Origin of the sequence: Arthrobacter sp. fls2-241-R2A-172, from assembly GCF_030208885.1 — a bacterium.
Classification (GTDB): Bacteria; Actinomycetota; Actinomycetes; order Actinomycetales; family Micrococcaceae; genus Arthrobacter.
The window spans coordinates 223,627-249,859 of sequence record NZ_JARVTB010000008.1 but is presented as its reverse complement, the minus strand read 5'-3'; the positions used below and the strand labels follow the sequence as shown (position 1 = coordinate 249,859).

Annotated in this window: 27 protein-coding genes; 10 read left to right on the top strand and 17 right to left on the bottom strand. The window is 64.4% G+C overall.

Annotated features, from left to right (window positions below; all coding sequences use genetic code 11):
• The first annotated feature begins 48 nt into the window (after nt 1-48).
• From QRM57_RS14035 to QRM57_RS14020, 4 genes are read left to right on the top strand one after another with little or no spacing between them, the layout of a single operon-like run.
• A complete protein-coding gene (locus tag QRM57_RS14035) occupies nt 49-1,095 on the top strand; it encodes a thiamine pyrophosphate-dependent enzyme (protein ID WP_284987066.1) in 1,047 nt (348 codons plus the stop codon).
• Nucleotides 1,088-2,158 (top strand): alpha-ketoacid dehydrogenase subunit beta, encoded by a 1,071-nt coding sequence (locus tag QRM57_RS14030; protein WP_284987064.1) that lies wholly within the window; start codon nt 1,088-1,090, stop codon nt 2,156-2,158. Before QRM57_RS14035 ends, QRM57_RS14030 begins: the two co-directional genes overlap by 8 nt.
• Nucleotides 2,151-2,480: a biotin/lipoyl-containing protein gene (locus tag QRM57_RS14025; RefSeq protein WP_211711587.1), complete on the top strand. Its 330-nt coding sequence runs from the start codon at nt 2,151-2,153 to the stop codon at nt 2,478-2,480. The genes QRM57_RS14030 and QRM57_RS14025 overlap by 8 nt, the downstream gene beginning before the upstream one ends.
• Nucleotides 2,481-2,484: 4 nt before the next feature.
• The gene (locus QRM57_RS14020; RefSeq protein ID WP_235521566.1) at nt 2,485-3,312 is read left to right on the top strand and encodes an alpha/beta fold hydrolase; all 828 of its coding nucleotides are present in this window, start codon (nt 2,485-2,487) and stop codon (nt 3,310-3,312) included.
• 55 nt (nt 3,313-3,367) lie between these two features.
• Here the strand turns inward: QRM57_RS14020 and QRM57_RS14015 are convergent, their stop codons facing one another.
• Nucleotides 3,368-3,781: a winged helix DNA-binding protein gene (locus tag QRM57_RS14015; RefSeq protein WP_284987063.1), complete on the bottom strand. Its 414-nt coding sequence runs from the start codon at nt 3,779-3,781 to the stop codon at nt 3,368-3,370.
• Between the two features lie 38 nt (nt 3,782-3,819).
• On the opposite strand from QRM57_RS14015, the gene QRM57_RS14010 reads away from it, so the two are divergent.
• Nucleotides 3,820-4,536 carry a phosphoribosyltransferase gene (locus QRM57_RS14010; RefSeq protein WP_284987062.1) on the top strand — a complete coding sequence of 239 codons (717 nt, stop codon included), beginning with the start codon at nt 3,820-3,822 and terminating at the stop codon, nt 4,534-4,536.
• Nucleotides 4,537-4,624: 88 nt separating this feature from the next.
• Here QRM57_RS14010 and QRM57_RS14005 read toward each other — a convergent pair whose 3' ends face one another.
• Entirely contained in the window at nt 4,625-5,959 is a 1,335-nt protein-coding gene (locus QRM57_RS14005; protein ID WP_257369111.1) for an MFS transporter, read from the bottom strand.
• A 131-nt stretch (nt 5,960-6,090) separates the two neighbouring features.
• On the opposite strand from QRM57_RS14005, the gene QRM57_RS14000 reads away from it, so the two are divergent.
• Together QRM57_RS14000 and QRM57_RS13995 are read left to right on the top strand one after the other, a co-directional pair.
• The gene (locus QRM57_RS14000; protein ID WP_235521569.1) at nt 6,091-6,837 is read left to right on the top strand and encodes an IclR family transcriptional regulator; all 747 of its coding nucleotides are present in this window, start codon (nt 6,091-6,093) and stop codon (nt 6,835-6,837) included.
• Between the two features lie 122 nt (nt 6,838-6,959).
• Nucleotides 6,960-7,760: a MoaF C-terminal domain-containing protein gene (locus tag QRM57_RS13995; RefSeq protein WP_284987061.1), complete on the top strand. Its 801-nt coding sequence runs from the start codon at nt 6,960-6,962 to the stop codon at nt 7,758-7,760.
• Nucleotides 7,761-7,834: 74 nt separating this feature from the next.
• Here the strand turns inward: QRM57_RS13995 and QRM57_RS13990 are convergent, their stop codons facing one another.
• Nucleotides 7,835-9,310: an APC family permease gene (locus QRM57_RS13990; protein ID WP_284987060.1), complete on the bottom strand. Its 1,476-nt coding sequence runs from the start codon at nt 9,308-9,310 to the stop codon at nt 7,835-7,837.
• Between the two features lie 235 nt (nt 9,311-9,545).
• On the opposite strand from QRM57_RS13990, the gene QRM57_RS13985 reads away from it, so the two are divergent.
• Complete coding sequence (locus QRM57_RS13985) at nt 9,546-10,508, top strand: AraC-like ligand-binding domain-containing protein (RefSeq protein ID WP_284987059.1); 963 nt, start codon at nt 9,546-9,548, stop codon at nt 10,506-10,508.
• Nucleotides 10,509-10,535: 27 nt separating this feature from the next.
• Here QRM57_RS13985 and QRM57_RS13980 read toward each other — a convergent pair whose 3' ends face one another.
• The 6 genes from QRM57_RS13980 to QRM57_RS13955 form a co-directional block, all read right to left on the bottom strand.
• Nucleotides 10,536-11,897, bottom strand: coding sequence for an MFS transporter (locus QRM57_RS13980; protein ID WP_284987058.1), 1,362 nt, complete (start codon nt 11,895-11,897; stop codon nt 10,536-10,538).
• Between the two features lie 86 nt (nt 11,898-11,983).
• On the bottom strand, nt 11,984-15,040 hold the full coding sequence (locus tag QRM57_RS13975) for an AAA family ATPase (RefSeq protein ID WP_284987057.1): 3,057 nt from the start codon (nt 15,038-15,040) through the stop codon (nt 11,984-11,986).
• Nucleotides 15,037-16,215 carry an exonuclease SbcCD subunit D gene (locus QRM57_RS13970; RefSeq protein WP_284987056.1) on the bottom strand — a complete coding sequence of 393 codons (1,179 nt, stop codon included), beginning with the start codon at nt 16,213-16,215 and terminating at the stop codon, nt 15,037-15,039. The genes QRM57_RS13975 and QRM57_RS13970 overlap by 4 nt, the downstream gene beginning before the upstream one ends.
• 71 nt (nt 16,216-16,286) lie before the next feature.
• On the bottom strand, nt 16,287-17,228 hold the full coding sequence (locus QRM57_RS13965) for an MIP/aquaporin family protein (protein ID WP_284987055.1): 942 nt from the start codon (nt 17,226-17,228) through the stop codon (nt 16,287-16,289).
• A gap of 153 nt (nt 17,229-17,381) precedes the next feature.
• Nucleotides 17,382-17,732 (bottom strand): DUF202 domain-containing protein, encoded by a 351-nt coding sequence (locus QRM57_RS13960; RefSeq protein ID WP_257369118.1) that lies wholly within the window; start codon nt 17,730-17,732, stop codon nt 17,382-17,384.
• A gap of 28 nt (nt 17,733-17,760) precedes the next feature.
• A complete protein-coding gene (locus tag QRM57_RS13955; protein ID WP_175538584.1) occupies nt 17,761-18,117 on the bottom strand; it encodes a YidH family protein in 357 nt (118 codons plus the stop codon).
• Between the two features lie 81 nt (nt 18,118-18,198).
• Between QRM57_RS13955 and QRM57_RS13950 the strand changes: the two genes are divergently transcribed.
• Complete coding sequence (locus QRM57_RS13950) at nt 18,199-19,269, top strand: ADP-ribosylglycohydrolase family protein (protein ID WP_257369119.1); 1,071 nt, start codon at nt 18,199-18,201, stop codon at nt 19,267-19,269.
• Nucleotides 19,270-19,278: 9 nt separating this feature from the next.
• On the opposite strand, the gene QRM57_RS13945 is transcribed toward QRM57_RS13950, so the two are convergent.
• Together QRM57_RS13945 and QRM57_RS13940 are read right to left on the bottom strand one after the other, a co-directional pair.
• The gene (locus QRM57_RS13945; protein ID WP_284987054.1) at nt 19,279-19,830 is read right to left on the bottom strand and encodes a DUF4395 domain-containing protein; all 552 of its coding nucleotides are present in this window, start codon (nt 19,828-19,830) and stop codon (nt 19,279-19,281) included.
• Between the two features lie 66 nt (nt 19,831-19,896).
• Nucleotides 19,897-20,907, bottom strand: coding sequence for a 3'-5' exonuclease (locus QRM57_RS13940; RefSeq protein ID WP_284987053.1), 1,011 nt, complete (start codon nt 20,905-20,907; stop codon nt 19,897-19,899).
• Nucleotides 20,908-21,060: 153 nt separating this feature from the next.
• Here QRM57_RS13940 and QRM57_RS13935 point away from each other — a divergent pair, with 153 nt between their 5' ends.
• The gene (locus QRM57_RS13935) at nt 21,061-21,822 is read left to right on the top strand and encodes a DedA family protein (protein WP_257369291.1); all 762 of its coding nucleotides are present in this window, start codon (nt 21,061-21,063) and stop codon (nt 21,820-21,822) included.
• 84 nt (nt 21,823-21,906) lie between these two features.
• On the opposite strand, the gene rdgB is transcribed toward QRM57_RS13935, so the two are convergent.
• The 6 genes from rdgB to clpS form a co-directional block, all read right to left on the bottom strand.
• Nucleotides 21,907-22,566, bottom strand: a complete 660-nt coding sequence (rdgB, locus tag QRM57_RS13930) for an RdgB/HAM1 family non-canonical purine NTP pyrophosphatase (RefSeq protein ID WP_284987052.1) — start codon at nt 22,564-22,566, stop codon at nt 21,907-21,909.
• The gene (gene rph / locus QRM57_RS13925) at nt 22,563-23,321 is read right to left on the bottom strand and encodes a ribonuclease PH (protein ID WP_011775233.1); all 759 of its coding nucleotides are present in this window, start codon (nt 23,319-23,321) and stop codon (nt 22,563-22,565) included. The genes rdgB and rph overlap by 4 nt, the downstream gene beginning before the upstream one ends.
• A 46-nt stretch (nt 23,322-23,367) precedes the next feature.
• Nucleotides 23,368-24,162 carry an MBL fold metallo-hydrolase gene (locus QRM57_RS13920; protein ID WP_284987051.1) on the bottom strand — a complete coding sequence of 265 codons (795 nt, stop codon included), beginning with the start codon at nt 24,160-24,162 and terminating at the stop codon, nt 23,368-23,370.
• The gene (murI, locus tag QRM57_RS13915; RefSeq protein ID WP_416404501.1) at nt 24,159-25,232 is read right to left on the bottom strand and encodes a glutamate racemase; all 1,074 of its coding nucleotides are present in this window, start codon (nt 25,230-25,232) and stop codon (nt 24,159-24,161) included. The genes QRM57_RS13920 and murI overlap by 4 nt, the downstream gene beginning before the upstream one ends.
• 64 nt (nt 25,233-25,296) lie before the next feature.
• Nucleotides 25,297-25,863 carry a DUF2017 domain-containing protein gene (locus tag QRM57_RS13910; protein WP_284987048.1) on the bottom strand — a complete coding sequence of 189 codons (567 nt, stop codon included), beginning with the start codon at nt 25,861-25,863 and terminating at the stop codon, nt 25,297-25,299.
• Entirely contained in the window at nt 25,856-26,218 is a 363-nt protein-coding gene (clpS, locus tag QRM57_RS13905) for an ATP-dependent Clp protease adapter ClpS (protein WP_235521586.1), read from the bottom strand. The genes QRM57_RS13910 and clpS overlap by 8 nt, the downstream gene beginning before the upstream one ends.
• Between the last annotated feature and the right edge of the window lie 15 nt (nt 26,219-26,233).

Sequence of the window (26,233 nt, the reverse complement as noted above, 5' to 3'; positions counted from 1 at the left end):
AAGTGAGCTGATTGCGCACAGTCGAGGGCGGTGACTAGGGTCACAGCCATGACTCTCAAACCTGTGCTGGCCGCACTCGATGATGATGCGGCCCCGCTCACCCACCATCAGCTCCGCGAGCTGTACACCCTGATGGTTGCCGTCCGCCACCTCGACACTGCCGCAGTCGCCTGGCAGCGCCAGGGCATCATTCCCGGCTACGCCCCCGAGCTTGGCCAGGAGGCCGCCCAGGTGGGCAGCGGATACGCAGTGGACCGCGCCCGTGACTTCGTTTTCCCCACCTACCGCGAAATGGGCGTTGCCCGCGCCATGGGCGTGGACATGGTGGGCTACATGTCCACACACAAGGCCACCTGGCACGGCGGCATGTACAACCCGCTGGAATCCAGGTTCGCGCCCATCCAGGCAGTGGTTGCGGGTTCCGTCCTGCACGCCGTCGGATGGGCGCATGGCCAAACCCTTGCCGGAGCACAAGAGACGGGGGTTGCCGTGACGTACTTCGGGGACGGCGCCTCATCCCAGGGTGACGTCCATGAAGCCATGAACTTCGCATCCGTTATGAAGGCCCCGGTGGTGTTCTTCATCCAGAACAACGGCTGGGCCATCTCCGTCCCGACCGAACGGCAGGTTGCCGGCGGTTCCGTCGGCGCCCGCGCCGCCGGATACGGCATCCCGTCACTCCAAGTGGACGGCAACGACGTAGTGGCAGTCTTCGAAGCCACCCGTTCGGCCCTCGCACATTGCCGCGCCGGCAACGGCCCCGTGGTGATCGAAGCCATGACCTACCGCCGCGGCCCGCACTCCACCGCAGACGATCCCGGCAGGTACCGCACGCTCGATGAGGAACGGCTCGGCGCGGGCGAGGATCCGCTGGAACGCTTCAAGCAGCGCTTGCTCGCAGACGGGGTGGCCGACGAGGCCTTCTTCGCCGAGGCTCAGCGCAAGGCAGCCGAGGAAGAGGAAACCATCCGGGCGGGGATCGCAGACCTCGGCCCGCGCCCAGGCGCTGAGATGTTCAGCCTGGTCTTCCAGGAGCCAACGCCCGCCCTTCAATCCCAGGCCACCGCGTGGCGCGAGGAGTCCGAACATGCCTGAGACCACCACCGCTGAGGCCACGGCAACCACCGCCGTCGGCATTCAACAGCTTTCCATGCAGCAGGCCCTGAACCGGGCCCTCGACGAAATCCTCAACGAGAACCCCAAGACGGTGATCTTTGGAGAGGACTGCGGCCAACTCGGCGGAGTTTTCCGCATCACCGACGGCCTCCAAGCCAAACATGGCGAGGCGCGCGTTTTCGACACCCCCCTTGCCGAGTCGGGCATCCTGGGCATGTCCGTTGGCTTAGCCATGGCCGGCTTCCACCCCATTCCGGAGGTCCAGTTTGACGGTTTCGCGTACCCGGCGATCAACCAGATCGTCTGCCAGATCGCCCGGATGAACTACCGAAGCCGCGGCACGCTCCCCATGCCGATCACGCTGCGCGTCCCCAGCTTCGGTGGCATCCGCGCCCCCGAGCACCATGGCGAAAGCCTTGAAGCACTGTTCGCCCATGTACCCGGCCTGAAGGTGGTTTCGCCGTCGAACCCGCACGACGCCTACCATCTCCTCAAGTACGCTGCCACCCGTCCGGATCCGGTCATCTTCATGGAACCAAAGTCCCGGTACTGGCAGAAGGGGCCGGTGGACGTCGCGTCCGCCGACCAGGACACAGCCGCGCACGACGGCGGAACGGACGACGCCGGAAGCCTCACCGGCGCCCGGGTGGCCAGGGAAGGCCGGCACCTTACGCTGGTGGCCTGGGGAGCCATGGTCTCCCGCTGCCTTCAGGTGGCTGAACTGGCGGCCGAGGACGGCATCGACATCGAAGTCCTGGACCTGCGCTGGCTCAAGCCCATCGATGCCGAAGCACTGGCAACATCCGTGGGCAAGACGCGGCGCGCCGTCGTCGTCCATGAAGCGCCGCTCACCTCCGGCCTTGGGGCCGAAGTTGCGCAACTGATTACGCAGAGCTGTTTCGCAACACTCAAGGCACCGGTGGAGCGTGTGACCGGCTTCGACGTCCCATACCCCTCCGGTGACCTGGAGGACGAATACATCCCCAACATCGATCGCATCCTCTTTGGGATCCAACGAGTACTGGAGTACCGCCGTGGCTGAAATTTCCTTCCCGCTTCCCGATCTTGGTGAAGGCCTCATCGAAGCAACCGTGCTCGAATGGCTGGTCGAACCCGGCCAGCAGGTCGAACGCAACCAGGCGATCGTCGAGCTCGAAACCAGCAAGTCAGCCCTCGAATTGCCCAGCCCGCAGGCAGGTAAAGTGGTGCGTATTCACGGGGCGCCCGGTGAGACCATCAACGTTGGCGAACCGCTGATCGTGTTCGAGGTTCCGGATGACACCGCCGGAATCGTGGGCACTGTTCCGAAGGACGAAGCACCCAAGCGCCGGGTCCGCCTGAGCGCCGTACTCGATGAGGACTGACACCATGACCGGCAGGCACACCGTGGAACACAGCAGGCACACCGTGGAGGGCACAGACCCGGGACTGTTCGTGGAAGTCCATGAACCAAGTGCCGACGCCGGACTACGCCCGGTGCTGCTGATTCACGGTTTCTCCTCCTCCAGCAAGCTGAACTGGGTAGACAGCGGATGGCTTGCAGCCCTCCAGGATGCCGGCCGCAGGGCGATCACCGTTGACCTTCCAGGCCACGGCCGAAGCCACTCCCCCGAGGACCTGGACTCGTACACGCCCAGCCGCATCCGGGCGGACCTCCTTCAGATAGTCACCGACGTCGGCGCCCGGCCGCTGCGCGACGGCGACCCGTCCACCGGGCTGGACATCATCGGCTATTCGCTGGGGTCCCGCCTGGCGTGGGAGTTCGGCGCGACCCAGCCGGACCTGGTCCATCGGATCGTCCTGGGTGGGCCCAGTTCGGCTGATCCTTTGGCCGCTTTCGACCTCGCAGCCGCGCAACGGCACCTGGCCGACGGCACGCCCATCGCGGACGAATCGACGGCCGGACTGTTAAAGATGGCGCAAATGCTGCCGAGCAACAACCTGTTCGCCTTGCTCTCACTCATCGAGGCCATCAAGGGGGAACCTTTCGATCCGGCCGAGGCGGCCCCGCACATGCCTCTCCTGCTGGTTGCAGGCGAGAAGGACGAACGTGCTGCGACAATGCCGGAACTGGCCTCCATTGCGGGCAAGCACGGTGGCATGGTTGAGACCCTGGTGATTCCGGGGCGGACGCACACCAATGTAGTAACCAGCCGGGCTTTCAAGGAAGCTGCCCTCGAGTTCCTGGGAGTGTAGGCCCGGCTCCCCTTGCAGGCGGCTGGTGGAAGGCGGCTGGTGCTGCTGGCTGAGGTCAGCGGGCCAGCCGCTCTGCATTGAGGCTCATGCGCTCCAGGACGCTGAGCGCCATGGCGTACTCGTCGATGCCGATGCCCAGGGACAAGTCCTGGCGGGCATCTTCGACGAGCCGTTGGGCCTCGTGGTACGTTTCCCGACCCCGCTCACTGAGCGTCAGCCGGTCATCGACCATGGTGATCAAACCCCGGCCCACCAAGGCAGCGAGCTCCCGCTCACGCAAACGGATATCGCTGCCCCACAGCGGTCGCAGGCATTCCTCGAGTTCGTCAGGAAGCATGGCACCCCCCGAAAGGGTTCCCAAGGTATGCCACTGACGTTTGCTGAGTTTGATCCGCGCCAACGTCCTGTCCAACTGGACGTCCAACGCGGCGTCGAGCCTCTTGATCCAGTATCCGATGGGCTTGTTCACACTGCCATGCTTTCAGTGGAGGCCTCGCCCGGCAAGGCATGGACGGTAGGCTTGGGAATGCAACGAATTTCGTGGAAGTGGAGCAGATGGGCATGCGTTTCAAGGACCGTGCGGAAGCCGGTCGCCGCCTGGCCGAAGGGCTCCCCCAGCTCAGGGAACGCCCTGACACCATAGTCCTGGGCCTTGCCCGCGGGGGGATTCCCGTCGCTGCCGCCGCGGCCTCCGAACTTTACCTGCCCTTCGGAGCCGTACTGGTCCGTAAGCTCGGCATTCCGGGCCGGGACGAGACCGCCTTCGGAGCCTTGGCATGGTCCAACGGGGACGTCCTGCGAATCGTCAACAAGCCGCTCAAGGAACTCATTCTCTCCCGCGGCATTTCCCAGTCCGCGCTTGACGCCGTGGAAGCCCACGAGCGCTCTGAGCTCCTTCGACGCGCCAAGCAGTACCCGGGAACAAGCCATGATCTCCGGGACAAGACCGTGGTCCTGGCGGACGACGGGCTCGCCACGGGAGCCACCATGCGCGCTGCCGTGGAAGCCGTCCGCGCCAGCGGGGCCAGCACCGTGATAGCGGCCGTTCCGGTGGCATCACTCGAGGCGTCAACGTCCCTGGGCCGGGTATGCGACTACGTGTTTGCCCTGCACACACCCGGTAAGTTCCACGCAGTCGGCGCCTTCTACGAACGGTTCGAGCAGTTGTCCGACGCCGACGTCGTGAGCCAACTGGAAGCTGCCGGTGCCAGCGGTCGCCGCTGACCGCCGTCGTGACGCTGCAAGACCTGAGGCGACAAAAGGGTGCGGCCCAGAGGACCGCACCCTTTGATCCGCCTGATAGCGGAAGAGCCTAGTGGTGGACGCTGTAACCCAGCGGCCGTCCCTTGGTCTCCTTGGCGAGGATGACGCCCACCGAGGAGATGATGCAAAGACCCATGATGTACAGCCCCACCGAACCCGACCACTTCGTGGAATCCAGGAGTGCTTGGGCAATCAACGGCGCGAAAGCACCACCAAGGATGGCACCGAGGGCGTAACCGATGGAGATGCCTGAGTAACGGACCTGTGCCGGGAACATCTCGGCGTACATCGCAGACATCGGGCCGTAGGAGAGTCCGAGTCCGATGGTCAGGACAAACAGGGCCGTCCCGTAGAGCAGGATGTCCTTTGAATCGATGAGCACGAACATGGGGATCATCCAGGCGAAGACAAGCCCGTAACCAATCAGGAAGGTCTTAACGCGTCCGATCCTGTCCGACAGCCAACCGCCCACCATGGTGAAGATGAGCCAGCCGAAGGAAGCAATGGTTGTCGCCAGGAGGACCTGGGGCGCGGGCATCTTCAAGGTCTTGGTGGCGTAGGAGATGAAGAACGCAATCAGCAGGTAGCCGGCGGCGTTGTTGGCAATGAAGATCAGCGCGGCGAGGACGACTTCCTTCTTGTTCCTGCGGAAGAGTTCACCAAGAGGTGCTTTGCTTTCTGCCTTGCGCTGGGCAAGCTCCTTGAACACAGGGCTCTCGCCAACGGCGCGGCGGATCAGGTACCCCACCACGATCAGGACCACCGACAACAGGAACGGCACGCGCCAGCCCCAGGCCGCAAAATCCTCCTTGGACATCCCCGACTGCAGGAAGAACAGCAGCCCGGTAGCAAGGATCATGCCGATGGGCACGCCAATCTGGGGGTAGGCACCGAAGAGGCCGCGCTTCTGGATAGGCGCGTGCTCCACGGCCATCAGGGCTGCTCCACCCCACTCGCCACCAGCCGAGAAACCCTGGAGGACACGCAGGAAGATCAGCAATACCGGTGCCCAGAGCCCGATGGTGTCGTAGGTCGGGAGGACGCCGATCAGGGCGGTTGCTGCACCCATCATGACCAGCGTCATGACGAGCACTGCCTTGCGTCCCATTCTGTCGCCCAAGTGCCCGGCAACGAACGCCCCCAGCGGACGGAACAGGAAGCTGATGCCAATCGTGGCGAAGGACAGGAGCTGGGCTACACCCGGGTTGGACTTTTCCAAAGGAGAAAGAAACAACGGAGCCAGCAAGGTGGCCGTGAGCTGGGCGAAGATGAAGAAGTCGTACCACTCGATAGTGGTGCCTACCAGTGTCCCGGCAAGCACCCGGCGCTCTTCGCGCTTGCTGCTGGGGCCTGACGGTGAGTCGACAGTGGAAGTTGCGGTCATTGGAACTCCATGTGGGGTGAGGGTGCGGTCAGCGAGTGACGTACATAAACCGACAGAACGGTCAGTTAGGAAAGGATACTACACGCTGTGACCCAAGGCACAGGCACGCGCCGAAGCCGGTCCAACATAGGATGGTTCGCATGAATCCCCGCAGCGGCACCCAGGGCACCACCGACGCGTCCACCCAGGCGCCGCCGTCGCAAACCCTCTCCCGGGGGATTCGTGCGCTGGAAATACTGGCAGCAGCAGAGCGTCCCCTCAGCATCGCGGAACTGACCGAGGCCCTGGGAGTGCACCGCTCGGTGGCCTACCGCATCCTGCGGACCCTCGAAGACCATTCACTGCTGGTCCGCGACGACTCCGGACGGGTCCAGCCCGGGCCGGGATTGGCCGTGTTGGCCCGGGGCGTGTCACGGAACCTGCAAGCGGCAGCGCTGCCCGAACTGACCCAAGTGGCCAACGAACTGCACATGACCGCGTTCGTCGCGGTCTGGGACCACCAGGAATGCGTCACCCTCGTAACGGTGGAGCCCCGCCACTCCGGTGCGGCACTCGCCCAGCATCCGGGCAGCCGGCACCCCGTTGGCACAGGCGCCCCAGGGATCGCCATCCAATCCACCATGACCGAGGAACGGTGGCAGCAGGTGGGAGCCGGCATCCCCTACCGGGAAGAGGCCCGGGAGGCGCACCGCCTGGGCTATGCCACCAGCCACGACGAAGTCATCGCCGGACTGTCCTCCATTGCCGCTCCCATCCGGGTTCCCGGCGGACGGCCGGCCGCGATCGCCGTCGTCTACATCCGTCTGGACCAGGATCCGGACGCCGTGGGCCAGGCACTGGCGGCGAGCGCAGCGCGCATCGAAAGCCAACTCGCCTGAACCATTCCTTCCACGCCAAGCAGCGTGCCGGGCAGCACAAGACGGCAGCCGGGGCCGGACCGAATACTCGAAGAAGGACCGGACACGCTGTCCCGTCCTTCTCCCGAGACTGAGAAGGAACCATGAGCCTGAATCTTCTTGACACCTCCAACTGGCTGCCTTTGGATGGCCTGGCACCTGGCTTCGACGCCAACAAAGCCCCCACCGTGCAGGACCTTGCCGGGCAACGGTTCTCCGTCCACAGCGACGGCGGATCCATGACGTTCAGCTTCGACGACGAAGCCGTGCAATGGTCTGCGGCGGGACATGCCGGAACATCCACGTATGAGGCCTTTGCCGTGGCCGAAGATCTGTACTACGCCCAATGGCAGAGCGACCTGGAGCCGGAACTCGCCGTTTCTCTGGTCCTGGACCTTACCCACGGCCGGGCACTCTACATCGGCGCCCTCCTTGGCAGGGCAACTCCTTCCAGCGTTGCCGTCAGTCACGATTTCCGTCCGGGCACCCTTGACGGATACCAGGCCACTGGCCCTGACATCGCTGAAAGCACCGGACTCATCGGGCGCCGCGTTGAATGGGTCTACAGCGGATCGCATGCGTACGAGCACATCTACCTCAGCCCCACTTGGTACACCTGGCAATGCCTGGCAGGTCCGGAGCGCGGATTGGCCGACACCGATTCCAACACGGTCTTCGAGGTCCGCCCCGGGATTTTCGTGTTCACATGGCGGGAGAAAGTCATTCCATGCGGCTCAGTCACCGTCGCCGACCACCGGGACCCCCACTCCATCCGCTCCCACGGCAGCCTTTTCGGCTGGGATGAGGCAGGCACCGCCCCCGTGCACTTCACCTTCGGTGCCCATGGCCGCCTGATCAGCATGACCCTGCACAGCCCCGAACTGGACCCGGCCCAAGGGCTCTAACCCCCAGGAGGCAGGCCCGGCACAAGGAAGCCCCGGCGCGGAATGCGCGCCGGGGCTTTCTTGGCAGATCAGGGTCAGTCTTCGGCGCCGTGGCCGATCCGGGCGTAGAGTGCCGGTTGCGAGCGCCTGAGGCGTAGGCCCCAGATGATGCCCACGACGCCGGGCAGCAGGACCAGCGCGGGCAGGACAAACGTGGCTGGTGTCGATTCGGTTTGGCCCAGCAGGACGTTGAAGTTGGTGGCGATCAGCACAAATACCACAGCCAGGAGAACGAAACCCAGGCCCGGGGCGACAACCCTGACCCACAGGCTTGCCCCATGCTGCTGCCGGCGGAAGAAACCGATCACGGCAACGGAGACCACGGTCATGAGCAGCACCAGGCCCATGGCGCCGCTGTTGGTCAACCACGTGAACATGGTCAGCACGGGGTACAGTTCGCCCAGCTCGGAGCCCGATCCCGCGATGGCAAACCCAACGGTCACGACGACGGCAATCACCGTTTGCGCCAAGGAACCGGCGAACGGTGCCCCGCTCTGCGTGCGAACCTTGGCCAGCGCGGCCGGAAGGACCCGTTCGCGGCCAAGGGAGAAAAAGTAGCGCGCCACTGCATTGTGGAAACTGACGAGCGCGGCAAAGAGGCTTGTGACAAACAGGACCTGGGCGATATCGCTGAGCAGCACACCACCGTTGGCGCCCAGGAAAGCAAAGATCATGTCCGGGCCGGAGGTTGCCGCGGTCTCAATGACAGCTGACGGCCCCGTTCCTACGGTCATCGCCCAGGCAGATACCGCATAGAAGACGGCGATGATGCCCACGGCGGCAAAGGTGGCACGGGCGACGGTCCGCTGGGGGTCCTTGGATTCCTCGCCGTAGATAGCTGCCGATTCAAAACCCATGAAGGCGGCGATGCCAAAGGACAGTACCGCGCCGATGCCGGGAACGAACAGGCTCTCAGGGCTGAAGGCAGCTGCGCTGATGCCCTCAGGGGCCACGGCGAGGCTGATGATGTCGTACACGATCACCACCAGGAACTCGAGGGCCACCAGGACACCAAGGACCTTCGCCGACAAATCCACCCTGTTCACGCCCAGCCAGCCCACGATCGCGATGCACACCAGCACGGGTACCCACCAAGGAACGCTGATGCCCAGCCGCACGGACAGGAGTGATGAAACTGTGAAGCCGAAGAGTCCGTAGATCCCCACTTGCATCAGGTTGTAGGCCATCAGGGCAACCAGGGAAGCGCCCACTCCGGCCGGCCTGGAAATGCCTTGCGCTATGTACGCATAGAACGCGCCGGCGTTGGTGACGTAGCGGCTCATAGCGGCGTAACCCACAGCGAACAACGCCAGGATTCCGCCGAGGAGCAGGAAGGACAGCGGGACGCCGGTCACCCCCGTGACGGCGAACGTGGTGGTTACTCCGCCTGCCAGGACGGTCAGCGGCGCGGAGGCCGCGATGATCATAAAGGTCACTGCCGGTACGCCCAGCCGCTTCTTGGTGACGGCGGCTGCGGGGGTCCTGCCTTTGACGGGGTTGTCCACGCTCATAGTGTGCTCCTGCCTCGGTGCCGCGGGAGAGAGCGCGGCACGGTGTCTGTCATTCCGCAATCTTCCACCGCCGTGCCACCGCGTGACTTGTCTCACACGGCAAGGTCGTTGTCGCTGGACGCAGGCACAGTGCCACATGGTCCCCGGTGTAGAATCGTGGGCAAGCTCACGTCCCGCAGTGCCGGCCCTCCCGGCCCACTCGCAGCGGCACCGCGGGCCTCTGAAAGGGAGTTTGATGACCGTCGCGGCCGAAACCGGCCCCGCAACCGTGGAAACCATCGTGGCGGAGTCGTTCCAGGAGTGGAGCAGGGCAATCTCCGCATCCTTCGTGCCATTGCTGGCCCAAGGCCCACGCAACTCAGCCTTCCACGGAACCATGCGGGCACGTGTCCTTGACCAGATCTCCGTAGTTGAAGTCACCGCCGGACCCCATGCTGTCCTCCGCACTCCTGAGCTGATAGCCAAGTCCACCGGCCGCTTCTTCAAACTCAGCATCCAGCTCAGTGGGTCCGGTCGCCTGGTGCAGGACGAACGCGAAGCCGTGTTGCGCCCCGGCGACCTCTCCATTTACGACACCTCACGCCCGTACCAGCTAACGTTCGACGACGACTTCCGCACTTTGGTGCTGATGTTCCCTCACGTCCTGCTGGACTTGCCGGCCGAAGCCATGGGCCATGTGACAGCTTTGCGGATTCCCGGTGACGAGGGGCTCGGCGAACTCATCAGCCCCTTCCTGGTGAAACTGGCCGACAACCTTGAAGCCCTGTCCGGCACCAACGGCCTGCGGCTGGTCCGCAATGCCCTGGACCTGGTGACAACGCTCTTTAACGGCGAACTCGACCAAATGATCGAGACGGGCCGCGATCCTCACCTGCTGTTGCTGGGCCGGATCCACGACTACATCGAAGCCAACCTCGGTGATCCCGGCCTCTCCCCCGGAACCATCGCCGCCGCCCACTACATCTCCACCCGCCACCTGCACGATCTTTTCCAGGAGATCGGCACTACGGTGGCTTCGTCGATCCGGCAACGGCGTCTTGAGCGGTGCCGCCGGGACCTGATGGATCCGGTACTGGCAGAACGCCCCGTCACAGCCATCGCAGCGCGGTGGGGGTTCACCGACGCCGCCCATTTCAGCCGCATCTTCAGGGCCGCTTTCGGCAACTCGCCCACCGGATACCGCAATGCCGGAGCGTGACCAGCCCTAAGGTCGGGGCTTGGAAGGTCAACCCTGGGGCCGACGCTTCATCACCAGGAACGTGACGACGCCCAGCATGAAGAGTCCTGCTGCTGCGCCCATGGAAACCACGAACGCCGCCCCGGAGCCCTGGGTTTGGGCCAATTGCCCGGCCAGGTAGGAGCCCAGTGCGGTACCCGCTACTATTCCGCTGGCCAGCGCCGTCATCACGGTTGCCATCCGGCCGGCAGGCGCCACCAGGCCACCGATGCTGAAGACGGTGACCATGACCGGTCCCACAGGAATGCCAAGGACCAGCAGCACCAGGACCATGGGCCAGATTCCGGCCGGGAGCAGCAACAGCAACGACAACACCGACATCGCCAGGGCAGCGGCTACCCAACGCGCAGCCAAGCTGAACCGTTGCGGCCAGAAAGCGACAGACAACGCCGCAACCGCTGAGCTCATGCCCATGACCGCGTACAGAAGCCCGGCGATCTCGGCTGTCGCGTATTGCGCCGAGAACGCGCTCAAAGCGTTCTGGGTCGCGCCGAAAAAGGTGCCCATGCAGACCATGGCCAGGACCGGAACGGCAACCACGGCACCGGCCCAGCGGTGACGCCGCTGTGGTTTCGCTCCGCCGTTTTGCCCTGCGGCGGGCACGCCGCCGGTGCGCGCCTTTCGTGGGGCCGGCACCACAGCTTGTTGGCTGGGATGGACGGCAAAAGCAGGAACGAGGGTGATGGTCATGACAGCAGCCAGGGCAAGGGGCAGCCAAGGGGCTACGATGCTCGCCAGGACGCCCACCAAGGCGGGACCAAGGACGAAAGTGATTTCGTCCGCGGTGCCCTCGTAGGACAGGGCGGTATCCAGGTCGGCCCGGTTGGCCGCGACGCTCCTGCCCCCGCTGCCTGCCGCAGGCGACAGGTTGCGTGTGGTCAGCGCCATCCAGCGGACCCTTGCCATGGGACCTACCTGGGGACAGCTCGCCCCGGCCAGGAACGCGGCGACAAGGACGGCGATCGCGTCAGCCGCCGATTCGTAGCCGGGAGTGAGGTAGGCCGCAGCAAGCAGTGCGGCAACGGCCAAGGTGTTGACGATGGCCGCAACGACAAGCACGATGCGTTGGCCGGCGCGGTCAGCCAGGGAGCCCAGGACCGGAGCACCCAGTGCAGAGCCGATGCCTACGGCTCCGGCTGCCATCCCGCCGATCGCGTACGAATGGCTGACGGCTGTCACCAAGGTCAAGGTACCCACGGTAAGCATGGCCAAGGGGAGCCTGGCGAAAAGACCCAAAGGCAGGAAGCCGGGTCCAGCCAGTTCGGGAAGCCGGGCGAAACGGCCTGGCAGGCGTGAGGGACGTGCTGGCGCCAATGACAAGGGCTCGGAGGCCACAGAAGATTTTTCCATTAATCCGGGTTCGCTAAAAGGTGCGCATCGTCCCTCCTCCCGATGCGCGCGACCCGGTGTAACGGGGTAAGTCTATCGGATATGGGTCATGAGGGAACTACCTCGGCAATCCGCACACTGGACCCATGGCGCCCCTTGACCACCTGGAGCTGGCTGGTGATGCGCTGCTTCATCTCCGCAACGTGGCTGACCAGTCCGACGACCCGGCCGCCGTCGCGTAGTCCCTCCAAAGCGTCCATGACCTGCTCGAGCGCTTGCTCGTCCAGGCTGCCGAAGCCTTCGTCGACGAAGAGCGTTTCAATGTCCACTCCACCTGCCTCATGCTGGACGACATCCGCGAGCCCCAACGCCAGGGACAGGGAGGCCATGAAGGATTCACCGCCCGAGAGCGTGGACGTGTCACGATGTTGGCCGGTCCATTCGTCGACTACTTCCAACCCAAGGCCGGACTTCGCGCCCCGCGCAGCCTTGGCATCGGTGTGCTGCAAGGTATACCGGCCATCACTCATGGCAACAAGCCTTTCGGAAGCGGCAGCGGCCACCTGCTCCAAACGAGCAGCGAGAACATAGGTATTCAAGCTCATCCGGTAACTGTTCTCCCCGGCTCCCCGGACTGTTTCAGCCAGCCCGGCAAGCACGCGGGCCTTCCTGCGCGGTTCTTCAGCGGCCTGGGCAAGGGAACGGTACTCCGCCCGGTAGCGGCGAATGGCGTCAACCGACTTGCCCGCGAGCCCTGCGGCCAGGGCAGCAGACCGGGCATCCTCTGCGGCCTTGGCAGCACGGAGCCGTGCTTCCGCGCGTTCGGATTCAGGCATGGGCAGTTCGCCGATGCTGGCTTCCTTGCCAGCCAGGACCAGGTCCTCGCCGGCAAACAGCTCGTCCAACTTTGCTGCTTCGGCGTCGAAATCGGCGAGGTCCTGCTCGAGTCCAACGACGTCGGCGGGAGACAGCAACTCACGACGGGCTTCTTCAGCGGTGGCAAACCCGGATTCGGGCAGCGCGCGTTCCAGTGCGGCCGCGGCCTCGCTCATGATATGCCGGGCGCCCTCCAGCTCCTGATCCCCATCGACAGCCTCCTGAAGGAGGGCACTTTCCCTGGACAGCGCTTCCAGACGTTCACGCAGGCTGGGGAAATCCCCCCTTAGACCTGCCAGCTCGGCTGTCAGGGCATCGCATTGCTCCTGAAGAAGCTGGACACTCGAGGCCGCATGCGCTGCCGCGCCGACTGACGCGGAATGTTCTTCCTGCATCTGGGCCACTCGTTTGCTGAGGACCTCAAGCTCGCCCCGCAGCTCCGCCAGCAAGGTGGAAGCCTTCCGGGCTTCCAGCGCAGCAGCCTCAGCCGCCACAAGGCTGGCCTTAGCCTCGGCGAGGTCAAGTGAACCGCCTTGGGCCGCCAAACCGGCGACAACCTGGGCCGCAGCGGAAACGTGCCCGGCCAACTCTGCCAGGGCTTTCTCGCTGCCCTCAAAAAGCTGCCTGGCTTCTTCCTCGTCCTGGGCCAGAGACAGGGCCGAGCGCGCAGCTGCCGCAGGCTGCGGATGGTCCGCGCTGCCGCAGACGGCGCACGGCTTCCCGTTCTCCAACGCCGCGGCAAGCTCCCCTGCGGCGTTGGCGAGGCGGAGCTCGCGGACATCAAGCCAGCGCTGACGAAGATCCTGCGACGCTGACCGTGCTTGGAGGTGTTGTTCGTTGAGGGTGTCGAGTTCGTGTGTTGCGGTGGAGTAGCGGGCTACGATGCCTACCAATTCGGCTGCTGACGCGGCGTCCCGTTCCCGGTCTGCGAGGTGGGCAGCAAGAGGTTTCAGCGGCTCAATCCGTGACTCCAACGTCGAGGCTTCTTCGCGTAATTGAGCCAGCAAGGACGTTGCTTTCGCCGCCGCAGCCAGCTGGGTTGTCTCCTCAGTCCGCTTGGCAGCGAGGCGTCCGGCGATTTCCTCCATGCGTTGCTCGTCCGGCAGCCGGGCCTGGAGTACCGCATGCGACGCCTTCGCTTTATCCAGGGCCACTGTGGGATCTTCGGTCGCCACGCCCGCCGCAGCCAGTTTGCCGCGAGCCTTTGCCACCCGTTCTACAGCGGCCTCGACCTTTCGGGCCGCAGATCCAACAGCGTCGAGCTGGCCGCTGAGAACGGCAGCACGACGGTGTTTGGCCAATGCTTCCCTGTTCTCAAGCGCCCGGGGTGCCGCCAATTCAGACACGATCTTCCGCTGCAAGGCGGCAGCGAGGCGGGCATGCCGCAGTGACTTCTCCTCGGCTTCCTTGAATTCCTCGGCATACCGGACGGATCGCGTTTCCGCTTCGGTGGCCGCGGCCTCCCGGCGTTTCCGTTCGGCCTCAACGTCTTCTTCGACAACCTGGAGCCACGCCTCAGGGTCCTCGTTGTCAGCCTGGGGTGTCTCTCCAGCAGTAAGGGCAGGCCCGTCATGGTCGCCCGGTGCGTCCTCCCCCGTGGCGCCGGAAAGACCCAACTGTGCCTGTTCTGAGGCAATCCTGTCCAGCAGCATCTGGAGCCCCGATGCGTTCTCCCCAACCTCTTTGGCTGCTGCCGCCGCTTGCTGGGCGAGTTGCTGTTCGACGGCCTCGAACCGCTGAGTGCCGAAGAGCTTCTGGAGGAGGTCCAGGCGGTCGCCGGCCTTTGACCTCAAGAAGGCTGCGAAGTCCCCTTGGGGGAGCATCACTACACGGGTGAACTGGTCCCGGTCCATCCCCAGGACGTCAGAGAGCTCGGCACCTACCTCGTCATTCCTGGACGACTTTTCCTCCCATGTGCCCCCGATGCGTTCCCGGAGAAGCGTCTTGGCCTGCTGGGTTGTGTACCCCTTGCGGCCACGGGCGCTGGGTCGTTCCCATGCCGGAGAACGGCTTACCTCGAAGCGCCTGCCACGGGCTGTGAATTCGCAGACCACGCGCGGTTCAACCCCCGGTGCCGCGTGGTCGCTACGAAGCCGCTTACCTTCCTGGCGGGCGCCAGGCACAGATCCGTACAGGGCGAAACAGATGGCATCCAGGATGCTCGTCTTGCCGGCCCCGGTGGGGCCATTGAGCAGGAAGAGTCCCTGGGAGCTCAACTGGTCGAAGTCGATGTGCTGCGGGGTCGCAAACGGACCGAACGCTTCGATGTCCAGGCGGTGGATTCTCACAGCTCCGCTTCCTCCAACCGAACGGACTCAAGGGCTTCCCGCAGCGCCGTTTCTTCGGCCTCGCCTGCGGCACGGCCGCGGACATGGTCCAGGAAGCCGCAACATACTCCGAGGTCGTCCTCAGCCTCGGCAAGCCGGGTGCTGTAGCTGGTCTTGGACCGGGCTTCGGCGCCTTCGGGGTCGAATGCCAGGACCAGGGTGTCTGGAAAACGGCTGCGCAGCGTCTCCATGGCTTGGGCGGGCCGCTGGGCGTCCGTCAACGTGATGTGGCAGTACGCAGCTTCCGCCCACGCATGCTCCGCGGACCCCAGCAGGTCATCGAGCTTTCCCCTCAACACGGCGAGTGTCCGTGGGGCCTCCCATAGGACTTCCTGGACGTCCGGCACGCCATCGGCACCGATCTCCACCAGCCAGGCGCCCTTGTGGTGCCTGGCCTCCGAGAACGAGTAGGCCAAGGGTGAACCGGAGTAACGGACGTGGGGTGCCAGCTCCTGGCGGCCATGGAGATGACCGAGCGCGGTATACGTGAAATCCTCGAAGAGATCCAACGGGACTGCGCCCAGGCCGCCGATACTCAGGTCCCGCTCACTCTCCGAGGTGATACCGCCGCTGGCGAAAGTATGGGCCAGGACCACCGGATGAACAGGCCCGGAAACGCGGCGTTGTGCAACGTCGGCCTTGATGCGTTCCACCGCAGCGAGCGTGACCTCAAAGTGGGTGGCGCTGGGGGCCTCCAACCGCTCAGCCACGAGCCGCGGTTCAAGGAACGGAATGCCGTAAATGGCCACTGTCGCAGGGTTTCCTTGGCCGTCCGTACGTGCAGGCAACATGACCGGTACGTCCAGGTCCTCGATCCGGGTCCGCAAATGCACTCCCCCACGTTCCAGCAACCGTGAGGCGAAGCCCAGCCTGATCGCGGAGTCGTGGTTGCCGCTGGTCAGCACAACATTGGCCCCCGCCTGGGTAATGCGCACCAAAGCCTCATCAAGCAGCTTGACGACATCCAATCCAGGCAGCGCGCGGTCATAGACGTCACCGGCAATCAGGACAACGTCAACGGACCTGGCTTCGACGAAAGACACCAGCTGGTCCACGAAGTTGCGCTGGGCTTCAAGCATCCCAACGCCATGGAAAGACCGGCCAAGATGCCAATCGGAAGTATGGAGTAACCGCATATTCTCAAGTTATCCGGGAGCACCGACATTAAAGCGGAGGCGAGCCGACCGCCGTCGGTCCTGTCCGGCTGCTAGCCTTTCTTGCCCTCGAAAAAGTCGCGTGCGTCATCGTCGGCGACGGGAGCAGCAGGAGCCGGACGGGCCGATGTGCTGCCTTCATCCTGGCTGCCCTTCGCCTCACGGGTCACTGCAACGTCCTCGGTGGGGTCCGCCTCCGTGTCGAAGGAATCGTTGACGCCGCCATCTGCGAGCACGGAGCTTGCTTCGGCACCCCGGTTGCCGGCAGAGAAACCCTGGAAACCCCTGAATGCCAGACCGGCGAGCGCGGCACCCATCAAGGGAGCCACCCAGAAGAGCCACAAACCGTCCAATGCCCAGGAGGGGCTGAAGAACGCCTGCCCTGTGGCACGTGCAGGGTTGAACGGAAGGTTGCCCAAGACCTGTCCAAACTGGAGCAGGACAGCCGTGGCGAGTCCTACTGCGAAAGGTGCCACTGCAGGAAGTGCGCGGCGGCCGGAGGTGGCCCCAAGGAACACGGCGACCAGCAGTGCCGAACCGATAACCTCAACGAGCAGGACCCCGGCCATCTGGGTTTGTGCAGCGGCGTGTTCACCATAACCGGCAGCCACAGAGCCGAAGGCTGCGCGGGCGTCCGTCAGCACGGGAACGGTCAGCACCACGCAGTATGCAAGGGCGGCACCCACAACACTGCCAATCACCTGGGCCACGATGTATGCGATCGCGGCCACCGCGCGGATGCGGCCCGCAATCAGGTTGCCCAAGGTGATCACCGGGTTGAAGTGGCCACCGGAAACGTACCCGAAAGCCAGCATCGCCACGGTAACCGTCAGGCCGGTTGCCAGTGCTGCAGGCAGCGGGGCACCGGAAGGGTTGGAGAAGATCGAGACACCGACCGCAACCAGCACGACGAACATGGAGCCCAAAGCTTCAGCCGACAGCCGGGCGATGAGTCCCGGTTGGGGATCGGAGGTGGCGTGCACAGGAGAGGTCATGACGAAGTTGTCCTTACGGTTGGTGTGCAGGCCGGTATGGCCTGCCGCGGATCGCGCTGCACGGTGGCGTGCCCATGGTTCGCCCGGAACGTCCGGAGTCCTTGAGCATCTTGCCAGCCGAATCTGGGCAGTTGCTGAATCCCGCCTCCGAGCTTATCCGCCCAAGGCTATCGCTGCGATGGCCGTGCCCCCGAGGCCCACCACTGCCAGCGTGCTGACCAGGACCAACCGTGCCGATGCCGCCTGGCTGCCAGCCTGGAGCTGGCGTGAGCGGACCCACACCACTGCCGCGAGGACTACCGTGGCCGCTGCGGCCATGAGAGCGCAAAGCCCTTGGTAGTCCAGCCCTGGCAGGCCGGCGACGACGTTGCCGGCGGCGGGCTCCGATGTCAGCCAACTTCGCCAGATGAAAAGGTCCACCACCACCAGCGAAATCAGTGTGCGTCGCCATGCCAGCGTGGTGCGTTCGGGTTGCAGGCCAGGATCCCGGACTTCCACGCTCACGGTTCCGTCCTGTTCGATCCGACCATACTCAACGCGCCACGAGGATCAACACGGCGAAGGCGAAGGCGGCTACGGCCACCACGATGGTCATGAACAGCATCACCCGGGAGAAAGGGAGGGCCTGGTCATTGCGCATCGCGGCTTCCATCTGACCCCAGCGACGATACGACAAGGCGGCCAGCCCGGCCCCGACAAGCGCCAACAGTACACACAGAACCAAGCGCACCGGCGTAGGGGCGATGTTGGGGGCCAGTTGGTCAACCGCTACCGCACCCGCGAGCAGCGCCAGGGATGTGCGGATCCATGCCAGGAAGGTACGTTCGTTGGCCAGCGAAAACCGGTAGTCAGGTGTCTTTCCGGTCCGTCGCCAAGCAGGTTCACGCACGTTGTCTCTCCAGGGTTTCATCGGTGCCGGCAGCTTCCCCACCATATCAGCGGAGGCCTGCGGGCACGGTAAGTTACTGGCATGAGTGTTGACGCTTCCTCCCCCGCCGTTCCGTCCTTCGAATCCCGGGTTTACGGGTCACTTTTGGGAGGGGCGTTGGGTGATTCCCTGGGTTACGAGGTGGAGTTCGATTCCCTTGCCGCCATTCGCGCACGGTTTGGGCCGAACGGCCTGACCTCGTTCACGCAGCTCGACGGCGGCAGCCACTTTTCGGACGACACCCAGATGACGCTGTATACGGTTGACGGGCTCGTAGAAGCCCTCGAATGGGCGAACGACGGTGTAGCTGCGGACGAGATCGCCTGCCTCTGGCTCGCTTACCTGCGTTGGCTTGCGACCCAGGATGTCGCCGTTTCGTCCTCCGCTCCAGCGCCGCAGCCCCGGTGGATTGACTCCCAGGACGTGCTGAAGCATCGCCGCGCGCCCGGCAACGCCTGCCTCAGCGGCTTGGCAACCGGCGACATGGGAACAGTAGCCCGGCCCGTCAACCCGGACTCCAAAGGATGCGGCACAGTGATGCGCTCAGCCCCGTTCGGGCTCATCCCCCACATCTCCCGTGAAGCGGTCTACAAGCTCAGCTCCGACGCCGCCTCGTTGACCCACGGACATCCCTCGGCACGGCTCAGTGCGGCCGCCTTCAGCCTGTTGATCCACAACATCGTGGCAGGCAGCGACGTCCATACTGCCGCCGTCGACGCCCTTGAGTACGTCAGCGCCGTTCCCACCAAGGCACCCGAGCTCGGTGAAAGGCTGAACGCGGCCCTGCGACTGTCCGCGGAATCCACCACGCTGGGCCCGGAAGAACTGACCGCGGAGCTCGGTGAGGGATGGGTGGCTGAGGAAGCACTCGCCGTCGGGCTGTACGCCGTCCTGTCCACAGGTGGCAGCGAGCCGGCAGAACATTTCCGCAACGCAATCGGCGTCGCCATTAACCACAGCGGTGACAGTGACTCGACCGGATCGATCGCGGGCAACATCCTCGGCGCATACTACGGCGAGCGGTGCCTGCCCGCGGATTGGCTGGAGGCTTTGGAAGCACCGGAGGTCATCCGCGGTATGGCCGACCGTCTCCTCGCCGTCACCACCGGCTGAAGGCAGGGGCTAGGTTCTGCGAAGCGTGATGTTGTTGCAGGCCTCGCACACGTCCTCCGGAATGAGGCCACGGCGCTGCAGGAAACCGAAGATTGCACACCCCAGGCAGAAACCGGCGAATGCCTCCAGCGAGGCCGCAACGATCAGCAGAGCAAGCAGAATCCATGCAGCCGGCTGGAAGCCAGTGAAGAACAGGACGACGGCGGCACTGGTCAAGGCGGCCCCGATGCCTTGCGCGAACCGCTTGGGAGGACCGGCAACCAGCTTGGCATGACCAATCCGCGGAGCCAGGACCTTGACGGACAACAGGGCCAACGGGGAAATCCGCGGACCAAAAAGCACGCGGAGCCAGAAACCTGCGGCGAGGGCAACCAACCCCCAGCCCCAGCCGGCCACCAACGTCACGACAGCGAGCACCACCACAAGCCCAGCCGTAATCCGGGCGGCGTACTCGTTGACGGGATTGGGAAAGGCAAACACTGCGCGCCAATCGATCCCACCGCCAACGGGAGTGTCCGCAGCTTGGCGGGCCGGCGCTTGGGGAAAGCTTGGCTTGGTCATGAACCAAGGCTAGGAGCGCTGCTGCACGGACGGGAAGCAATATTGCGCAGTGTGACCCCCGGCCGGTCAGGCGCCGCCCACCATCTGCAGGAACTCGCCCTCGGAGACTACCTCGATCTGCTGTCCCTTGGCGTGGAGCTCAAGGACCCGTTTCGCCTTGCCTGTAAGCCGTCCTGCCCGAAGGTCTCCAGCCACGAAACCGTCTCCGACAATCAGCACCGTGGTCCGAGCAGTCACACGGCTTTCGGGGCGGGCCCCCATGTCCGCGGCCCGGGACTTGGCTTCCGGCCGTGTAATGGCAAGATCACCGGTGAATACCACTGTTTGGCCGAAGAGCGGGTGTCCCGGCTCGGCCGCGGGGTTGGGCAGCGGGTTGGGGCCCTCCTCCGGCCACGCCGACCAGCCGCTTGGACCGCCCGAGGCCCCTTCCAGGGCACGTTCCAGGGAACTGCCGTTCTTGGCGGCCAACGCCGAGACTGTGGCTTTTGACAAGCCCAACGCGGGATCGAACGCCGGTTGATGGGGCAGGTTCAGCCCCAGGGAAAGATAGAGTTCGGCGATGCTGTTGGCATTGTTGCGCCGGGCAATGTCCACCAGGATGCCGGCGCACGCGCGGGCGTCCTCGGCTGCGTCGTGGTGGTTCACCAGCGGGACCCCGGCTTCCTCTGCCGCGTACGGCAGGGAATTGGACACCAAGGAATAGCATCGACGCGACAGCATGACGGTGCAGACGTAGTGGTAGGCAGGCCCGGGCAGCCCGGATACTTCCAAGCCCGAGCGGATCACGCCGAGGTCAAAGGCCGCATTGTGGGCGGCAAGTACGTCCCCACCGATGAATGCCCCGATCTCGGGGAAGAGGTCCCCGAACCGTGGGCGCCCGGCGACGTCTTCAGCACGGATACCGTGGATCCGCGTGTTGTGGAACTCGAAATGATCGTGGTTCTCCGGAGGGCGCATCAGCCATGAGGCTTCCTCCACCACAACCCCGTTGCGGACCTTACTGAGTCCAACTGAACACGGGGAGCCCCTGAAGCCGTTGGCTGTTTCAAAGTCGATCGCCGTAAAGTCCAATGCCACTGGTCAAGATTACAGCGGGAAAAGTCCGCCCCCGCCGATTTGGACGGCGAGGCGGCCATTGCATGGGTGATTGAGGTGACATGCAGCCGTTGCGGCTTACGGAAATTTCCGCGGACTGGCTTCAAGTAGGCTTAATGGGTGATCTTTTCTGCGATAAGCGATATGGCCGTATCCACTTTCGGGGGCGCGGGCCCAGTGCAGCCGGCCATGGCGTCGTTCCTGCCGGACTGGTTGAACCCCGACGTCTTCCTGCGCGATTCACCGCTGGGACCCTGGGTGGTTCTCCTGGTCTGCGCCATCGTCTTCGCCGAGACCGGGTTGCTGGTGGGCTTCTTCCTGCCCGGCGACTCCATGCTCTTCACAGCCGGGTTGCTGGTGTCGACAGGCGCCATTGAGTTCAACCTGTGGGGCATGTGTGGCCTGATCATCGTCTCGGCCATCCTGGGTAACCAGACCGGCTACCTCATCGGAGCGAAAGCCGGGCCGGCGATCTTCAACAAGCCCGATTCCAGGCTGTTCAAGAGGGAAAACGTCGAAAGCGCCCACGCATTCTTCGAGAAGCACGGCGGCAAAGCGCTGATCCTGGCCAGGTTTGTGCCGATTATCCGCACCTTCGTGCCGGTCATCGTGGGCGTCGCCCAGATGGACAAGCGCAAGTTCTTCCTCTTCAACGTCATTGGCGCCGTCCTGTGGGGTGGCGGAGTTACCCTGCTCGGTGCATGGCTCGGCCAGTTCGAGTGGGTCGGCAAGAACATCGACATTATCTTCATCGTCATCGTCCTGATCTCCGTTATTCCGATCCTCATCGAGGTGGGCCGCGGATTCGTCGCCAAACGCAAGGCGGCCGCCCAGGGAACCGATCCCGTGGAGGAATTCATCGACGAGCACGACGGCGGCAAGACCGGCGAGCTCTAGGGCCGCCCGGCGTTCCGCTCAAGCAAGCAAAAAACGAATGGCACCCCGCCGCGCGGGGTGCCATTCGTTTTCGCATGTCCAGGCTTACTTCAGTTGCGGCTCTGACAATGCGTCCACGATGGCGGGCAGCAATGCCCGGAACGCCTGGCCCCGGTGACTGATGGCGTTCTTTTCCTCGGAGCTGAGTTCGGCGCAGCTGCGGTCCATTCCGGCTGGTTGCAGCACGGGGTCGTAGCCAAAGCCACCCTCGCCGCGGGGTTCACGCAGCAGGGTCCCCTCCAACTGTCCGTACTCCACGGTTTCATGGGCAATGCCATCGGCGCCGGGCACCGCCAACGCAGCAGCGCAGACAAAGGCCGCTCCACGGAAGGAATCGGGAACGTCCGAGAGCTGCGCCAACAAAAGGTTCAGGTTGGCAATGTCATCGCCGTGTCGCCCCGACCAGCGTGCAGAGAAGATCCCGGGGGCTCCGCCCAGCACGTCCACTGCCAGGCCGGAGTCGTCGGCGATGGCCACCAGGCCGGTCGCTTCCGCCACCGCGCGGGCCTTCAGCAGCGAGTTCTCCGCGAACGTAACACCGGTTTCGGCGACATCCGGGGCGCCGGCCGCAGCGGCGTCCACCACTTGGGTGTCGACGTCGAGCCCTGGCACCTGGCCCCGAAGAAGTTCACGCAGTTCTTTCAGCTTGCCCTTGTTGTGGGTGGCCAGCACCAGCCGGGGGCCGCCTGGCTCTACGGCGCTCACGGAGCTTCCGCCAGCGTTTCGCGCTGGATGGCCGAAAGCTGCGTGGTGCCCAGCAGGGCAAGGTCCAGGAGGGCGTTGAGTTCGTCGCGATCGAACGGTGCGCCCTCAGCGGTGCCCTGCACTTCGACGAACTTGCCGGAACCGGTCACCACCACGTTCATGTCGGTCTCAGCGCGGACGTCTTCAACGTAGGGCAGGTCCAGCATGGGGACGCCGTCGATGATGCCGACAGAAACGGCCGCGATGGTGTCCACCAGGGGCTCGGCGTTGCGGGCAATGAGCTTGTTCTCCCGGGCGAAGCGGATGGCTTCCGCGAGGGCCACGTAGGCGCCGGTGATCGCAGCCGTACGGGTACCGCCGTCGGCCTGGAGGACGTCGCAGTCCAGGACGATAGTGTTCTCGCCCAGGGCCTTGGTGTCGATGATGGAGCGCAGCGAACGGCCGATGAGGCGCGAGATCTCGTGGGTGCGTCCACCAATCTTGCCCTTCACGGACTCGCGGTCGGATCGGGTGTTGGTGGCACGGGGAAGCATGGCGTACTCGGCCGTAACCCAGCCACGGCCTTCTCCCTTGAGCCAGCGCGGCACGCCCTCGGTGAGCGAAGCGGTGCACAGGACCCGGGTGTTGCCGAACTCAATCAGCGCCGATCCCTCGGCCTGCTTCGACCAGCCGCGGGTGATGCTGATGGGGCGCAGTTGATCGGGGGTCCGGCCATCGGCGCGGATGACGGGTGTGGCTGTTGCTTCAGAAGTCATGCTCCAAGCTTAGCCAAGCCGACCAGGCCCCCCGACGACGGCCCACCTAGATGGTGTAGTGAACCCCTGCGACAGCCACAGCCACGTCTCCGAATACCGGCTTTGCCTCCGAGAGTACTTTGGTCTGCGAGGTCCACACGGGAATGTGCGTCAGCAGCAGCCGTTTGGCCCCTGCGTTTGCAGCGGCCTCGCCTGCCCGCTTGCCTGTGAGGTGGACATCCTTGATGTCGTCGTCGCGGCCCTCCTCGAAGGCAGCCTCACAGAGAAACAGATCCGAACCCTTGGCAGCGTCCTCGAGCCCCTGGCAGGAATCAGTATCCCCGGAGTACGTCAGGACCTTGGTAACCGGAATGCCGTCCTTGCCCGGTTCCGTAGCGGTAACACGCAAGGCGTATGCCTCTTCAACCGGGTGATTGACGGAATAGGGCGTGACGGTGAAGGGCCCCACAGTTACGGGCTTCTGTTCGGCCCAGTTGGTGAAGTCGAACTCCTCGTGCATCCCGGGATCAAGTTCCAGCCCATAGGCGGTCGCCATCCGGTCCGCGGTTGCCGCAGGCCCCCACACCGGAAGCCTGTCACGACCCCAACCGCCTGGTTTCCAACGGACGGCGACGTGCAGGCCGCACAAGTCCATGCAGTGGTCCGGGTGCAGGTGGGTGAGGAAAATCGCGTCTATGTCCTCAAGGTCCGTGTAGCGCTGGATCGCGCCCAAGGCTCCACTGCCGAGGTCCATGACTATTTTCCACTCACGTTCGCCATCGTGTGCCGTCACCAGGTAACAGGACGCGGGCGAACCGGGGCCCGGGAAGGATCCGGTGCACCCCACGATCGTCAGCTTCACAGGCCACGTCCCATGGCCGCACCCGAGCCGAAGGCGGGGTTGCCCTCTGGCTGGACGAAGTAGGAACGTCTCGACAACCCGGATCCCGATCGGGCAGCTTCCAGCATCTCGGGCGTAATGCGGGCCAGGCTGCCAGTGGGGTACTGGGCAGCCACATGGTCAACGTGCTTGACGGAAAGGACCTCGGGACCCAGGAAACGGCGGGCCAGGGTTTCGAAGTGTGCCGCATCCCCCGTGGCGATGAACTCGTGGCTGGGCGCTGCAGGCTCAGTCCGTTGGATACCGTGGTTGGCCAACGCACGGTAGACATCCTTGGCCGTCTCTTCGGCGCTGGATACGAGCGTCACGTCTTCGCCCATGACGAACGAGATGACCCCGGTCAGCAAAGGGTAGTGCGTGCACCCCAGGACAACGGTGTCCACGCCGGCGGCTTTGAGCGGCTGCAGATACTCGTTGGCAGCCGACAGAAGATCCGGGCCGGTGGTAATTCCGGCTTCCACGAATTCAACGAATGCCGGGCAGGCCGCGGACGTGATGGTCAGGTCCGGTGCAGCAGCGAACGTGTCCTCGTAGGCCCGGGAACCAACCGTAGCGGAGGTGCCAATAACGCCGATCCTGCCGGAGCGTGTGGCTGAGACGGCGCGGCGGACGGCCGGCTGGATGACCTCGATAACAGGGATACCGTAGCGGGCCGTGTAGCGTTCACGGGCATCCCGGAGCACGGCAGCCGACGCGGAATTGCACGCAATGGTGAGCAACTTGACGCCGGAGTCCACCAGCTCGTCCATGACGCCCAGGGCGTTGGCCCGCACTTCGGCTATCGGAAGCGGGCCGTAGGGGCCGTTGGCGGTGTCCCCCACATAGAGGATCGATTCATTGGGGAGCTGGTCAATGATGGACCGAGCTACCGTCAGCCCGCCAACTCCCGAGTCGAAGATACCGATCGGGCGCGCCCCCACGATTTCCCCGTCGCTGAGGTGGCCGCCACTGGCTGAAGCGCCGCTTGGTGAACTGCCCGATGCTGAAGTCATAATTATTCGAGAATAAGGCTTCCCATGGCGTCCGGCCATTACCTGTGGTCTCCGCCTCGTGTCTGATGTGTCACAAGGCGGCAGCACCAACCCACGGGGCGGATCAGGATTTCGCCTGCCTGGCGGAGATCATGGCCTGCACCAGGGACTCCTGGAGCCACGTCGTGAAGTTGTAGACCAACGCCAAGTAGCTCTCAACGTCCTCCGCCTGGCTCCAGTCTTGCATGCTGTGGATGAGCTCCGCGTCAGCCTCATCGCGGATGTCCAGGCGTTCGGACAGAACAAGCCGCACATCGTTCAGTGCCATGGACCAGCGGGTGGCATCTTCGAGGGTCAGGACCAGTTCGTCCTTGTCCAGTCCCATGGCGGTGGCCCGCAGGGCACCGACCTTGCTTTCCCGGACAGAGCGTTCGGTGAGCTGCCGGAACTCCAGCGAGCCGTCGTCGTCGTCCTTCAGAACATTGGGCAGAAGCCGTAAAAGGGCGCGGTCGCTGGGCTGCTTGACGTCCATGTCCAGGCCAATCAGGGCCGCCAACGGATCCTCGTTGTCCCGGACATCGGAGTCCAGCATGGAGATGACATCGTCCAACAATCCGCGTAGGAGGTCCCGCTCGGCCGGCTCCAGGTATCCGGTGATGCCCTTGAGTCCAAACTTGAATGCCTTAGCCACGCTGGCGGCCGCCCTTTCCGGGTGTCTCATTGCCGCTCGCGGCCTTCTCCACGGTGGCCCAGAGACCAAATCCGTGCATTGCTACGGCGTGCTGCTCAACTTGTTCCTTGCTGCCGTGGGCAACAATGGAGCGGCCCTTCTTATGGACCTCCATCATCAGTTTGTGCGCCTTGGACTCCGAATAGCCGAAGTAACTCTGGAACACGTAGCTCACGTAGCTCATCAGGTTGACGGGATCATTCCAGATCACAAGGTTCCAAGGGATATCAGGGGCTGTCAGGACACCGGTGGACGACTGCTCCGCAGTTTCCGTCCGCTCATCGATGTCCGTGCCAAACGCAACGCTAGGGCTCATCTGTCCATTCTATGG

Coding starts and splice junctions, on each gene's coding strand:
- QRM57_RS13945 (WP_284987054.1), bottom strand. CDS start 19,830: ATGACCAAGCCAAGCTTTCCCCAAGCGCCGGCCCGCCAAGCTGCGGAC.
- QRM57_RS13995 (WP_284987061.1), top strand. CDS start 6,960: ATGAGCCTGAATCTTCTTGACACCTCCAACTGGCTGCCTTTGGATGGC.
- QRM57_RS14000 (WP_235521569.1), top strand. CDS start 6,091: ATGGTTCGCATGAATCCCCGCAGCGGCACCCAGGGCACCACCGACGCG.
- QRM57_RS14035 (WP_284987066.1), top strand. CDS start 49: ATGACTCTCAAACCTGTGCTGGCCGCACTCGATGATGATGCGGCCCCG.
- QRM57_RS13970 (WP_284987056.1), bottom strand. CDS start 16,215: ATGCGGTTACTCCATACTTCCGATTGGCATCTTGGCCGGTCTTTCCAT.
- QRM57_RS13990 (WP_284987060.1), bottom strand. CDS start 9,310: ATGAGCGTGGACAACCCCGTCAAAGGCAGGACCCCCGCAGCCGCCGTC.
- QRM57_RS14010 (WP_284987062.1), top strand. CDS start 3,820: ATGGACGGTAGGCTTGGGAATGCAACGAATTTCGTGGAAGTGGAGCAG.
- murI (WP_416404501.1), bottom strand. CDS start 25,232: ATGGCCGGACGCCATGGGAAGCCTTATTCTCGAATAATTATGACTTCA.
- QRM57_RS14030 (WP_284987064.1), top strand. CDS start 1,088: ATGCCTGAGACCACCACCGCTGAGGCCACGGCAACCACCGCCGTCGGC.
- QRM57_RS14020 (WP_235521566.1), top strand. CDS start 2,485: ATGACCGGCAGGCACACCGTGGAACACAGCAGGCACACCGTGGAGGGC.
- QRM57_RS13980 (WP_284987058.1), bottom strand. CDS start 11,897: ATGGAAAAATCTTCTGTGGCCTCCGAGCCCTTGTCATTGGCGCCAGCA.
- QRM57_RS13950 (WP_257369119.1), top strand. CDS start 18,199: ATGAGTGTTGACGCTTCCTCCCCCGCCGTTCCGTCCTTCGAATCCCGG.
- rph (WP_011775233.1), bottom strand. CDS start 23,321: ATGACTTCTGAAGCAACAGCCACACCCGTCATCCGCGCCGATGGCCGG.
- QRM57_RS13985 (WP_284987059.1), top strand. CDS start 9,546: ATGACCGTCGCGGCCGAAACCGGCCCCGCAACCGTGGAAACCATCGTG.
- clpS (WP_235521586.1), bottom strand. CDS start 26,218: ATGAGCCCTAGCGTTGCGTTTGGCACGGACATCGATGAGCGGACGGAA.
- QRM57_RS13965 (WP_284987055.1), bottom strand. CDS start 17,228: ATGACCTCTCCTGTGCACGCCACCTCCGATCCCCAACCGGGACTCATC.
- QRM57_RS14005 (WP_257369111.1), bottom strand. CDS start 5,959: ATGACCGCAACTTCCACTGTCGACTCACCGTCAGGCCCCAGCAGCAAG.